The organism is Nocardia sp. NPDC004340, from assembly GCF_053602575.1.
Window position 1 is genome coordinate 1,059,721 of the sequence record NZ_JBSGDW010000001.1, and the last position, 13,009, is coordinate 1,072,729.

The following is a 13,009-nucleotide window of genomic DNA, read 5'->3' on the forward strand; positions in this document are numbered from 1 at the left end:
ACAAAACAGGTATGCGAAATCCCCGCGCCCCCTGGGGATCTCGCATACCCGCACCCTGAAATGAACCGGCAGCATCCCCACAGCTAAGGGACGAAGGTCCCTTGTGAGCGGTTTCATCCGGGAGGATCCTCGCATCGGGAAGGTTTGTCCGGCATCAGTCGAAGCGCCCTTACCAGGGCAGATATGCCGGTTCACGCATTCGCCACACGAAAATAGTTAAACCGTATAGGATTTCGGGTGGCCGTAGTTCGTGGCCGAGCCTCTTCCATCCGGTATTTCAGCTACCAAAGGGGGCGCACGATGCCCGGGGTCAGAAACGGCAGCGACGGCGAGCGGGAACTGCAGGATCGGTACGGCACCGAGGACCGAGCGGAGCGCTTCTACTCCGATCAGGTACGGGATCGGCTCAATACCCACATGATCGATTTCATCCGCCGGATGGATATGGCCTTCATCGCCACCGCCGACAAGCACGGCGAATGCGATGCCAGTTTCCGCGCCGGCAATCCCGGCTTCCTGCACGTGATCGACGAACGCACCGTCGCCTACCCCGAATACCGCGGTAACGGCGTGATGGCCAGCCTCGGCAATGTGCTCGAGAACCCGCACGTCGGCATTCTGATGATCGACTTCGTCCAGGACCTGATCGGCCTGCACGTCAACGGCACCGCCCGCATCGTGGACGACGCGCTCATGCGCCGCTGCGTCCCGGATCTGCCCGCCGAGTCCCGCGGCCGCATGCCCGAGCGCTGGGTGGTGGTGGATGTGGAGGAGGCCTACATCCACTGCCGCAAGCACATCCCGCACCTGGTGCCCGCGCAGCGGGAGGCCCGGCAGTGGGGCACCGACAATATGCGCGCCAAGGGCGGTGACTACTTCCGGGCCAAGGAAGAGACCAGCGCCCTCGTCGAATCCTGAACCGCGCCTATTTGATCTTGAAGATCACCGCGCGCTGGACGATGAAGTTGATCACGGTGGCGGTGCCCTGCGCCACACAGAACGCCAGGGCGATCCGCCACCAGGCGTCCGGCAGCGCGTAATAGCAGAGCTGGTTGATCCCCACCTGCAAGGCGAAGGTCAACGCGTACAGGGCGATCACCGCGAGGAACCGCTTGCGATTCGGCTCGGCCTGGAAGGTCCAGCGCCGGTTGATCAGGTACGCCGTCGTGGTGCCGGCGATGAAGCTGATCGACTTGGCCACCGGCAACGGCAGGCCCACCACCGTGAAAAGCAGGGTGTACAGGCCGAAGTCCACCACCGCGGAGAAGATGCCCGTCGCCAGGAAGCGAACGATCTGCGTCTTGAGATCGACATCCGTGCCACCCGGTTCGTCGACGAGGGGCAGCTCGGGAGGGAGGGGCAGATGGGGTTCCGCGGTCACAACGCAGAAGAGTAATGCCCGCGACATTGGACACAAGCCTCGGAACGGTTATGCCTGTAGCCTCTATGCCGATGTCCACGAAAGCTCAGACCACTACCGAGGCCGCCGCCGAGCCCAGCTCGAACGGTGACAGCCCCGTAGTCGGCAAAGAAAAAGAGGGCACCGTGTCACAGCAGGGTTCGTTCGACCTGCCGACGCAGACCCGGCGCTTGACCGGTTGGGGACGCACCGCGGCCACCACCTCGGAAGTGCTCTCCACCAGCGACCCGGAACTGATCGCCAAGGCGGTCGCCATGGTCGCGGAGGACAACGACTCGAAGCCCGCGCACCTGCGTCGCGGCGTCATCGCCCGCGGCCTGGGCCGCTCCTACGGCGATCACGCGCAGAACGCCGGCGGCCTGGTCGTCGACATGACCGCGCTCAACCGCATCCACCGCATCGACCGGGACTCCCGGCTGGTGGACGTGGACGCGGGCGTGTCCCTCGACCAGCTGATGAAGGCGGCGCTGCCGTTCGGCCTGTGGGTTCCGGTGCTCCCGGGCACCCGGCAGGTCACCGTCGGCGGCGCGATCGGCTCCGACATCCACGGCAAGAACCACCACAGCGCGGGCAGCTTCGGCAATCACGTGCGGTCCATCGATCTGCTCACCGCCGACGGCAAGGTGCAGACCATCGGGCCGAAGAAGAACGCCAAACTGTTCTGGGCGACCGTCGGCGGCAATGGCCTGACCGGCATCGTGCTGCGCGCCACCATCGAGATGACGCCGACCGAGACGGCCTACTTCATCTCCGACGGCATCAAGACCACCAGCCTGGAAGAGACCATCCGGGTCCACTCGGACGGGTCCGAGGAGAACTACACCTACTCCTCGACCTGGTTCGACGCGATCAGCGCGCCGCCGAAACTGGGTCGCGCCAATGTGTCTCGCGGCCGGCTGGCGAAACTCGACGAGCTGCCCAAGAAGCTGCGCAAGAATCCGCTGAAGTTCGATGCGCCGAATCTGCTGACGGTGCCGGATATCTTCCCGAGCTTCGCGGCCAACAAGTTCACGCTGGGCATGGTCGGCGAGGCGTATTACGCGCTCGGCGGCAATTACAGCGGCAAGATCATGAACTTGACGCAGTTCTACCACCTGCTCGACGTGGTGTCGGAGTGGAATCGGGCCTACGGTTCGGCCGGATTCATCCAGTACCAATTCGTGCTGCCGCCCGAGGCGCTGGACGAATTCACCAAGATCATCGTGGATATCCAGCGGTCGGGTCACCACTCGGCGCTCAATGTGCTGAAGTTCTTCGGTCCGGGCAACCCGGCGCCGCTGAGCTTCCCCATGGAGGGCTGGAACATCTGCGTCGACTTCCCGGTCCGCCCGGGTCTCAACGACTTCGTGCGTGAACTGGACCGCCGCGTCCTGGAATTCGGCGGTCGCCTCTACACTGCCAAGGATTCGCGCACCGACGCGGAGACCTTCCACAAGATGTACCCGCGGATCGACGAGTGGATCAAGATCCGCCGGAGCGTCGACCCCACAGGCGTTTTCATGTCCGATATGGCGAGAAGGCTGGAGCTTCAGTGATCAATGCGGTAGGCAACCCGCAGTCCATTCTGCTGCTGGGCGGCACCTCGGAGATCGGCTTGGCGATCTGCGCCGAGTACCTGAAGAAGGGCCCCGCGCGCATCGTCCTGGCGGCCCTGCCGGGTGACCCGCTGCGCGAGGACGCCGTGTCGCAGATGAAGGCGGCCGGGGCCTCCGAGGTCCAGGTCGTCGACTTCGACGCGCTCGACACCGGCAGCCACCCGGCCGTGATCGACGCGGCCTGGGCCACCAGCGATATCGACGTGGCCATCGTCGCGTTCGGCATCGACGGCGACGGCGAGATCTTCTGGCAGGACCAGCGCAAGGCCGTCATGATGGCCGAGATCAACTACACCGCCGCGGTGTCGGTGGGTGTGCTGCTCGGCGAGAAGATGAAGGCGCAGGGCTTCGGCCGCATTCTGGCCATGTCCTCGGTCGCCGGTGAGCGGGTGCGCCGCTTCAACTTCGTCTACGGCTCCACCAAGGCCGGCCTGGACGGCTTCTACCTGGGACTGGGCGAGGCCATCGCCAAGTTCGGCCCGCGCGTCACGGTCATCCGCCCCGGCATGGTGCGCACCCGGCTCTCCGCGCACGCCAAGGAGAACGGTCTCACCGTGAACAAGGAAGACGTCGCGCAGCTCGCGGTGTCCGCCTCGGAGAAGGGCAAGGAAATCGTCTGGGCCCCGGGCGTTTTCCGCTACGTCATGATGATCCTGCGGCACGTGCCGCGTCCGATCTTCCGCAAGCTGCCCATCTAGGCGAGTTTGCGATCAACGCCGCATTCCGGTCCCGGGGTGCGGCGTTTTTCATTTCCGGCGGGTCGGCCCCGGCGAGAGGTCCGCGCACGCGGCACTGGCTAGGCTGACCGGCGGTCCATGACATGAATGCGGAGGGCTGGTGCGGATGAGCGAGCGGGCGAGCGGGCGAGCGGCGGTGCTGGCGCGGCAGGCCGGTAATGCGGCCGGGGAGGCCGTGCTCGCCGCCGTGGTGGCGGCCGTGGTGGCCGCGATCGGGCTCGAGGCGTTCTCGGTCGTGCACTGGCCGGCGTTCAACTCCTCCAATGTGACCCGGGCGCTCACCACCGTCGGGCAGGTGGCCGCGCTGGCCATGCTGGTGGTCGCGGTCGTGTTGCTGCGCCTGCGCAAATGGGGGTGGGTCGCGAAACTGCTGTCCTGGGGCGGACTTTCGGCCTTCGTGACCGTGACGCTCGGCATGCCGCTGGCCGCGACCAAGCTGTACCTGTTCGGCATGTCCGTGGACCAGGAATTCCGGACGCAGTATCTGACGCGGCTGACCGACAGTGCGGCGCTGCGCGATATGAACTACGCCGAACTGCCGCCGTTCTATCCCGCGGGCTGGTTCTGGCTCGGCGGCCGGTTCGCGAGCCTGACCGGCATGGCCGGGTGGGAGGCGTTCAAGCCCTTCGCGATCATCGGTCTGGCGGTCGCGGCGACTGTCGCTCTGGTGCTGTGGTCCAAGTTGATTCGCGCGGATTGGGCGGTCGCTGTCGCCGCCGCGACCACCGCGGTGACCCTGGCCTATGGTGCCCCCGAGGCGTACAGCGCGGTGCTCACGCTGTTGCTGGGACCCGCACTGGTACTGGCCTGGGGCGCGCTCTATCGGCCCGCCGAGTCCGGCGAGGACACGGAGACCACCGCGGGCGGCTGGGGCGCTGTGGTGGGGACCGGGTTGTTCCTCGGCCTCGGCGCCACCTTCTACAGCCTCTACCTCGGTGTCGCCGTCTTCGCGGTGTGCCTGATGGCCGTCATCGCCGCGGGGCTCGCCATCCGATCGCAACACACCTGGCGGGCCATCTGGCCGATCCTGGTCCGGCTCATCGGAATCGGTGCCATCGCGGGCGTGCTGGCACTCGCCGTCTGGACCCCGTTCCTGCTGAAGTTCCTGTCGGGCAAGGCATCTTTGGGCTCCGGCTCCGCGTTCCACTACCTTCCCGAGACGGGTTCGCGGCTGCCGCTGCCGATGACCGAGTTCGATTTGCTGGGTGTGTTCTGCCTGGCCGGAACCATCTGGCTGGTGCTGCGTGCGGGCAGTTCACGGCGCGCACAGGCGCTGGGCATCGGCGTGGTGGCCATCTACCTGTGGTGCCTGCTGTCCATGGCGGCGACGGCGGCCGGAACCACCCTGCTGTCGTTCCGCCTGGAGTCGCCGCTGCTGGCGCTGCTGTCGGCGGCGGGCGTATTCGCCTTTGCCGAGGGTGCGCGGGCGGTCTACCAGGCGCTGAACGAGCCGAGCCGGTTCCGGGTCGCGGCGGCCGCGGTGGCGCTGGCCGGGGCGATCGGGTTCAGCCAGGGCATTCCGACGGTGCTGGCCACCGAGATCACCACGGCGTACACCGATACCGACGGCAATGGGGATCGCGCCGACCAGCGGGCTCCGTCGGCGGTCTCCTACTACCGCGAGATCGACGCGAAACTGCTGGAGCAGACCGGGCGGCCGCGCGACGGCAGCGTGGTGCTGACCGCGGACACCAGCTTCCTCGCGATCTACCCATACTTCGGATTCCAGGCGCTCACTTCGCATTACGCGAACCCGCTGGCGGATTTCGCGGCGCGCACCGCCGAGATCCAGCGCTGGGGCACACTGAAGACGCCGCAGGAGCTGACCGACGCGCTCGAGCACTGCCCGTGGCGGGCGCCGGACGCGTTCCTGTTCCGGCGTTCCGGTGACGGCTACACGCTGCGGCTGTCCCAGGACGTCTACCCGAACGATCCGAATGTGAAGCGCATCACGGTGACGCTGCCCAAGGCATTGTTCGATGACGGGCACTACCGCATCACCGATATCGGACCGTTCACCCTCGTCGTGCGTGTCTGAGGGATGGGGCGAGACAAGGATCACTTATCCCCAAAAGTGAGGCAGAATCTGGGGATAACTGTCCGATTCTGTGGATAACTTCTCGACTTGCCAGTGCAATCTCAGCGGGAAGCTGTAGCGTGGGCCGCTGATTGCAAGGCACAAGGAGTTATGCGTTGGCACAGGGGCGGGAAACCGATCGGGGGAACGAAACGGGCTCGGCGGTGGCGGTTCTCGACCGCGTCACGCCGAATACGGCCCGTCCCAACCTGACTCGCGCGCAGCGCACGGCCGCACGGCTACGCCTGGCACGAGCCGATCTGTTCGTCGCGGGCGCGTACCTGTCGCTGGCGGTGCTGGTGCTGTCCGGTCAGTGGCTGCACACCGACCGCGGCTACCTGATCAAGAGTGGCCAGGACCAGACCATGTGGGAGTGGTTCTTCGCGGTCACCGCCCACGATGTCTCGCATCTGCACAATCCGCTGGGCACCACGCTGCAGAACTATCCCGACGGCGTGAACATGATGGCCAATACCGCCATGTTCGGCGTCGGGGTGCCGCTCACCCCGGTCACGCTGCTGTTCGGGCCGACGGTCACCTTCGTGCTGGTGCTGACCCTGGGCCTGTGCGGCACCGCGTTCGCCTGGTACTGGCTGTTCTCCCGCGAACTGGTGTCGTCCAAATTCGCTGCGGCCGTGGGCGGCCTGTTCTGCGGGTTCGCGCCCGCCATGATCTCGCACGCCAATGCCCACCCGAATTTCGTGCTGCTGGCGCTGCTGCCGGTGATCGCCCTGAAGGTGATCCGGATGGCGCGCCGCGCCGCTGCGGGCACCGAGGTGACTCGCGGTCGCCGCAACAAGGACGCCTTCGTGCTGGGCCTGCTGGTGGCGACGCAGATCGCGCTCGGTGAGGAACCGCTGCTCATCTTCGCGCTCGCCTTCGGTCTCTTCGCGCTGGTCTATCACCTGCACGCCCCGAAGACCGGGCTGCGGATGGTGCGCGCTCTGGCCCCGCCGGTGCTGCTGGCGGCGCTGATCACGGTGGCGCTGACCGATATTCCGCTGTGGTGGCAGTTCTTCGGGCCGCAGTCCTACCGTTCCATCGACCACGGGCCGATGAAGAACGATCTGAAGGCGCTGTTCCAGTTCCCGTCCGAGTCCCTGGGCGGCATGTTCTCGCACGGCCAGAACGTGGCCATCAACGCCACCGAGGAGAACTCGTACTTCGGCTGGCCGCTGTGGATCGTGGTGTCGGTGGCCATCATCCTCATGTGGCGGGAACGCGCGGTGCGCGCCGCCGCCGCGGTGATCGCCCTGTTCACGATCCTGTCGCTGGGCGCCTCGGCCACCATCGGCCTCGGCGACACCGGCATCGTGCTGCCGTGGAAGTGGCTCGACCATGTGCCGCTGCTGAATTCGGTGCTGGAGTCCCGCTTCACCATGGCCGCCATCCCCGCCATCGCGGTGGTGCTGGTCCTGGCCACCCAGCGCGCCCTGGACTACTGGAGCGTCTCCGCCACCGACTGGCGCCCACTGGCCCTGTTCGCCGCCCTGGTCTTCGCGCTGCTGCCGCTCACCCCCACCGTCCTGCCGGTGGTCCAGCGCGCCCCCACACCCGCGTTCTTCACCGACGGCACGGTGCGCCAATACGTTTCGGGCGGCTCCGTCGTCATCGCCCCGCCGCCCACCGCCCCCGACGCCCGCGCCCTGCGCTGGCAGGTGGACTCCGGCTTCGAATTCCCCCTCGCCGGAGGCTATTTCGTCGGCCCCACCGGCTCCTCCAAGAAGGGCCGCTACGGCCCCGACGACCGCCCCACCGCAACCCTGCTGACCAAAGCCCAGCAGTCCAACAAGATCCCGGCGATCGACGAGTCCGACCGCATCCGCGCCCTGGTCGACCTCCGCTACTGGCAGGCCGACGTCGTCGTCCTCCCGCCCACCGACAACGCCGACACCCTGCGCCTGACCCTGGACCAGCTCCTCGGCTTCCCCGCCAAGTACGTCGACGGCGTCTGGCTGTGGGACGTCCGCACCCTCCTGCACTGACCCCGCGTCAGCGCGCCGGCGGCGTGCTCACCTTGGTGTAGGTCGCTCCGGGGTAATTCGCACCGGAGCGAACCAGCGTGCCGCCCCGGAACTCGACATCGGTCCGGGGTGCGGACACCGGGCAGCCGTGATCGCTGCCGGTGGTTTCGAGCCGGGACTCCCCGACCGAGATGCGGGTCGACAGATTGCTGGACTCCAGCAGCGCGGTGTACGAGCAGATGCCCTGGCCGCCGCCGGGCAGCGTGATCTTCTCGGTGAGGGTGAAGACCTGGTCGCCGATATTGCCGCCGTTGATGGTCAGCGCGTAGTCGCCGTCGCCCGAGGGGCCGGTCTTCGCCGACCAGCGGCCCAGCACGGACCCGGGCACCTGCCCATCGGTCGCCGGGCGACCGGCGGAGGTGGGGCTGACGGTCGAGACCGGCGAGAACGCCTGGGTGCTGGACGCGTTCGTCACCTCCGCCGCCGAACCGAGGTAGCGGAACAAGCCGTAGCCCAGGCCGCCGGCGGTGACCACGAACAGCACGCCGAGGGCGGCCACGAGGACGCCGCGCCGCGGGCGGGTCGGACCGGCAACGGGTGCCGCGGGCGGCGCGGGTTCCGGTGGCGCGGGCCGGACGGCGTTCGGCGGTGGATTCGACGGCGCGCCGCCCGGCAGCGGCGGTGTCACGAAATAGGTTGTCGGCGTTCGGGACTCCGCGGCGTCGCGCGCGGCGTTCATGAAGTCGGTGCAGGTCGGGTAGCGCTGCGCCGGATCCTTGGCGAGCGCGCGGCTCAGCACGTCGTCGAGCGCCCGCGGCAGATCGGGCCGCACCTGGCTCAGCCGCAGCGGCGCGACCGCCGTGTGCGCGTGCACCCAGCCCAGCGGATTATCGGCGTCGAAGGGGCGGCGGTCGGTCAGCAGCACGAAAAGCGTGCAGGCCAAGGAGTATTGGTCCGACTGCGGTCCGATGGGCGCTCCCGACACCTGTTCGGGTGAGGCGAAGGCGAAGGTGGCGGAGATGACGCCGGTCGCGGTCAGTTTGGTGGATTCGTCGCGCAGCCGGGCGATGCCGAAGTCGGTCAGCAGCGCGCGCTCGGTGCGACCGTTGTCGGCGGGCGCGAGCAGCAGGTTGGAGGGCTTCACATCCCGGTGCAGGACGCCCTTGCCGTGCGCGTAGTCCAGGGCGCCGGCGATCTCGGTCCCGATGCGCAGGGCCCGCGCGGGCGCCACGGCCCGCAGCAGTCCGGCGTCCGGGCCGTCGACGTACTGCATGGAGATCCACAGCAGGTCCTCGGCGACGCCGCGGTCGTAGACGGACACGATGTGCGGATGGTCGAAGCGGGCGGTGAGGTCGGCTTCGCGCTGGAAGCGCCGCCAGGTGTCCGCCTCGGTCATCAGCGCGCTCTGGTGCATGATCTTGAGCGCCACCATGCGGGGTAATCGGGGATGTCGCGCCACGTAGACCGATCCCGACCCCCCGGTCCCGATCCTCCGCTGAATCACATGCCCGGCCACGATCTCACCGGGACGGAGTTCCGCCATGCCCCCGCTTCTCCATTCCTCGCCGACACCGCGCGCCGACGACCTGTCGATCTTCGCCGAAGCGCGCGTGTCGTGGGAACCCTATCGAATTCCGGCCGGTTGAAGGACTTTTCGGTTCTCAGTTGGTGCGGGTGTAGGTGACGGCGCCGCTGCGGGAGAGGGCTCGGGTGATGCGGCCGTCGGTGAGGACGAGTTCGTGGGTGCCTTGGACGAGGCAGCCGTCGGCGTCGCCGGTGACCAGATTGCCCGCGCCCACGGTGATGTCGGCGGTGCCGGGGACGCCGAGGAGGCGGTAGTCGAAGACGCAGATGGGGCGGCTGTCCCGGAGGACGGTGGAGGTGACGACCACGTCGTTGAGGTTGCCCTGGCGGATGGAGAGGCGGTAGCGGTCGGCGTTGGCGGTGCTGGTGCCGGACCAGTCGCCGACGAAGGCGGAGGGGACGCGGCCCGCGGGGGCCGGTGGGGTGGTGGCGGCGACCGTGGTGACGGCGGTGGGGGCTGCCGAGGCGACGGTCGGGACCGCGGCGGACAGCGGTGTGCCGGAGGATCTTCCGTGGCTCTCGAGGTTCATGGTGACGACGATGGCGCTGCCGCCGATCACGGCGGCGGCCAGCACGGCCAGCAGGCCGGTGACCACGCCACGGCTCACACCCGTCGACACCGGGACGGGTTCGGGGGCTCGATGCCGGTGGGGCGGCGCGTCTTCGAAGGATCCGGTGCGCGCGCCGTAGGCGACGCCATAGGCCGGTGCGCCGGGGTTGGTGCGGTAGCCGCCGGCGAGGGCGGTGGGGTCGGTGCGGGAGGAGCGGAGCAGGGTCGGGTCGGTGCGGGGGGAGCGTAGGACGGACGGGTCGGTGACGAAACCGGGCGGCGGGGTGCTCGGGGCCGCGGCGGCCGGGTTCAGGATGGTTTGCGCGGAACCTGTTTGCCAGGCGTGCCAGGCGGCGTCGGCGAAATCGGTGCAGCTGGGGAATCTTTCGTCCGGATGTTTGGCCAGGGCGCGGTCGAAGACCGGGTCGAAGGCGGCGGACAGGTCCGGGCGGAGCTGGGTGACGTGCAGGGGCGGGGTGCTGGTGTGGGCGTAGATCCAGCCCGCGAGGTCGGTGGCCAGGAACGGGCGGGTGCCGGTGAGGAGCACGAAAAGGGTGCAGGCCAAGGAGTATTGGTCGGTGCGGGGGTCGAGGTAGCGGCCCGAGACCTGTTCGGGGGAGGCGAAGGCGAAGGTGGCGGAGATATCGCCGGTCTTGGTGACGTGGGTGGTCTCGTCGCGCAGGCGCGCGATGCCGAAATCGGTGAGCAGGGCGCGTTCGGGGCGGCCGTCGGCGGCCGGGGAGAGCAGGATGTTGGAGGGCTTCACATCCCGGTGCAGCACGCCCTGGCCGTGCGCGTAGTCGAGGGCCGAGGCGATGCCGCCCCCGATGCGCAGCGCCCGTTCGGGGGCCAGGCCGGTGACGCCGTCGGCGTCGGGGCCGGCCACGAATTGCATGGCGATCCACAATCTTCCGGCGTCCATGCCGCGGTCGTAGACCGACACGATGTTCGGATGGTCGAAGCGGGCGGTGATGTCGGCCTCGCGTTCGAAGCGCCGCCAGCCCTCGGTGTCGGCGTCCACCTCGTCGCGGTTGAATACCTTGAGGGCGGCCAGGCGGGGTAGCCGGGGATGGTGGGCGGCGTAGACGGTGCCCGATCCCCCGGCCCCGATCCAGCGTTCGATGACATATCCGGCGATCTCCTCGCCCGGCTTCGGATCGGCCATGATCGCGCACCTACCTACGTCAGTGGAACCCTGCTACTTCAGTGGAGCCCTGTCGAGCCAGTCGGTCAGGAGGTTGTTCACCGTGTGCCCCGGCCAGTGCAGCACCATGACGAAGCGCGACCGCGGATCACCGTCGGGGAAGGAGACCGCGGCCAGCGCGCGCTGGGTCTCGCTGTCCCGGGTGACGGCCGGATCCACCGTGGCCGCCGTGGTGACGGTGAGATCGCCCGCCACGTCCTGATGCGTGACCGGGGTGACCCGGGCATTGCCGCCGAAGAACAGCGCGGCCACCGATTTGCCCGGGCGGGTGTCGAAGTCGAGGAAGTCGAAGCGCGGCTGACCGGTGGCGTCGTCGGCATTGCAGCGCACCCGGTGCGCGCCCTGGACCGCCTCGTCCGGGCCGGGATCCTTGGGACGGCAGGACCCGCCCTGCCAGCCGACCGCGGTGCCGTTGGCGGCGAGCTGACCGATCAGGCTGGGGAAGGCACGGGCGATGGCGGCGTCCTCACGGCCCCACGAGGAGATCACGGTGTCGGCGCTGGTGTACGTGATCAGGCCGCTCACATCGGTTTTGCGGCTGACCCGCCCGTCGGGCAGCAGGGTGAGGGTGGTGGGCCCGTTGGCGCGGCAGGCATTGGACGGCTCGCGCACCACGATCTCGGAGGTGCCGATGATGAGCCGGTCGCCGTCGCCGGGCACCTGATCGAGCGGGGCGGAGAATTCGCAGTGGAACGGAAACCCGTTGGGCAGCACGCCGTCCACCCGGTTGGACAGCACCGGATCACCGATCTTGGCCTGCTGCACGGTGAGCCGGTAGTTGGTCTGGCCCTCGGTGGCCAGCCAGGTGCCCACGAACCGGTCGGGCACCATCCCCCGCGCGGTCGGCGGGGACGGCGAGTTGCCCTGGTCGAGAGCGAATCCCACACCCGCCGCGGTCACCGCCGCCACGGCCGCCGGGATCAGCACGCGTCGCTGTAACCGCCCTTGCCACAGCGGTTTCCGTCTTCGCCTGCCGACGCTCCGAGGCGGGGGATGCGGCAGGCGGGCGCGGGCGGTGACGGCCAGGGCCGGATCGGAGTAGTACGCCTCGGTGGCGGCGTAGGCGAAATCCACGCAGCTGTCGAAGCGGTCCTCCGGGTCCTTGGCCAGGGCGCGCTCGAACACGTCGTCCAGGGCGTCCGGGAGCGCCGGGTTCAGTTCGCTCAGCCGGCGCGGCTTCTCCTGGGTATGAGCGTGCACCCAGGCGAGTGGATTGTCGGCGGTGAAGGGCCGCTGGTCGGTGAGCAGCACGAACAGCGTGCAGGCCAGCGAGTATTGATCAGATCGCGGACCGACCGGTTTCCCGCTCACCTGCTCCGGTGATGCGAAAGCGAAAGTGGCGGAGATATTTCCGGTATGGGTGAGCTTCGTGGTCTCGTCGCGCAGCCGCGCGATGCCGAAGTCGGTGAGCAGCGCCCGCTCCGGGCGGCCGCTCTCGGGATCGGCGATGAGGATGTTGGACGGCTTCACATCCCGGTGCAGCACACCCTTGCCGTGCGCGTAATCCAGCGCGGCCCCGATCTCACCGCCGATGCTCAACGCCCGTTCGGGCGAAACATGGTGCAGTTCACCGGCATCCGCGCCGTCCACGAACTGCATGGAGATCCAGAACCGGTCCTCGGCGACGCCGCGGTCGTAGATCTGCACGATATTGGGATGGTCGAAATGCGCCGCGATATCGGCCTCACGCTCGAAACGCCGCCACACCTCGTCGTCTTCGGCGACCTCGTCACGTTTCAAGACCTTCAGAGCCGTGAGCCGGGGTAACCGCGGATGCCGGGCCGCATAGACCACGCCCGATCCCCCGGCCCCGACCCGCCGCGCGATCACATACCCGGCGAGAACTTCGCCAGGTCGCAGCTCGGTCATGATTCCTCT

General features: G+C 68.3%; 9 protein-coding genes. 5 read left to right on the top strand and 4 right to left on the bottom strand.

The annotated features are described in order from the left end of the window. Positions 1–300: 300 nt before the first annotated feature. Complete coding sequence (locus ACWEOI_RS04680; protein WP_379277964.1) at positions 301–918, top strand: pyridoxamine 5'-phosphate oxidase family protein; 618 nt, start codon at positions 301–303, stop codon at positions 916–918. 7 nt (positions 919–925) lie between these two features. Here the strand turns inward: ACWEOI_RS04680 and ACWEOI_RS04685 are convergent, their stop codons facing one another. Next, on the bottom strand, positions 926–1,381 hold the full coding sequence (locus ACWEOI_RS04685) for a GtrA family protein (RefSeq protein WP_452358948.1): 456 nt from the start codon (positions 1,379–1,381) through the stop codon (positions 926–928). A 71-nt stretch (positions 1,382–1,452) separates the two neighbouring features. Between ACWEOI_RS04685 and ACWEOI_RS04690 the strand changes: the two genes are divergently transcribed. From ACWEOI_RS04690 to ACWEOI_RS04705, 4 genes are all read left to right on the top strand, one after another. Further along, the gene (locus ACWEOI_RS04690; RefSeq protein WP_433669747.1) at positions 1,453–2,955 is read left to right on the top strand and encodes an FAD-binding protein; all 1,503 of its coding nucleotides are present in this window, start codon (positions 1,453–1,455) and stop codon (positions 2,953–2,955) included. Beyond that, entirely contained in the window at positions 2,952–3,713 is a 762-nt protein-coding gene (locus tag ACWEOI_RS04695; RefSeq protein ID WP_379277959.1) for a decaprenylphospho-beta-D-erythro-pentofuranosid-2-ulose 2-reductase, read from the top strand. The genes ACWEOI_RS04690 and ACWEOI_RS04695 overlap by 4 nt, the downstream gene beginning before the upstream one ends. A gap of 145 nt (positions 3,714–3,858) precedes the next feature. After that, positions 3,859–5,790: a galactan 5-O-arabinofuranosyltransferase gene (locus ACWEOI_RS04700; protein WP_452358949.1), complete on the top strand. Its 1,932-nt coding sequence runs from the start codon at positions 3,859–3,861 to the stop codon at positions 5,788–5,790. A gap of 203 nt (positions 5,791–5,993) precedes the next feature. After that, complete coding sequence (locus ACWEOI_RS04705) at positions 5,994–7,814, top strand: glycosyl transferase (protein WP_433673539.1); 1,821 nt, start codon at positions 5,994–5,996, stop codon at positions 7,812–7,814. Positions 7,815–7,821: 7 nt separating this feature from the next. Here ACWEOI_RS04705 and ACWEOI_RS04710 read toward each other — a convergent pair whose 3' ends face one another. The 3 genes from ACWEOI_RS04710 to ACWEOI_RS04720 all read right to left on the bottom strand — a co-directional run bounded on the left by ACWEOI_RS04710 (position 7,822) and on the right by ACWEOI_RS04720 (position 13,000). After that, entirely contained in the window at positions 7,822–9,336 is a 1,515-nt protein-coding gene (locus ACWEOI_RS04710; protein ID WP_452358950.1) for a serine/threonine-protein kinase, read from the bottom strand. A gap of 118 nt (positions 9,337–9,454) precedes the next feature. Beyond that, positions 9,455–11,092 carry a serine/threonine-protein kinase gene (locus tag ACWEOI_RS04715; RefSeq protein ID WP_452358951.1) on the bottom strand — a complete coding sequence of 546 codons (1,638 nt, stop codon included), beginning with the start codon at positions 11,090–11,092 and terminating at the stop codon, positions 9,455–9,457. A gap of 33 nt (positions 11,093–11,125) precedes the next feature. Next, positions 11,126–13,000 carry a serine/threonine-protein kinase gene (locus tag ACWEOI_RS04720; protein WP_452358952.1) on the bottom strand — a complete coding sequence of 625 codons (1,875 nt, stop codon included), beginning with the start codon at positions 12,998–13,000 and terminating at the stop codon, positions 11,126–11,128. Positions 13,001–13,009: the final 9 nt, after the last annotated feature.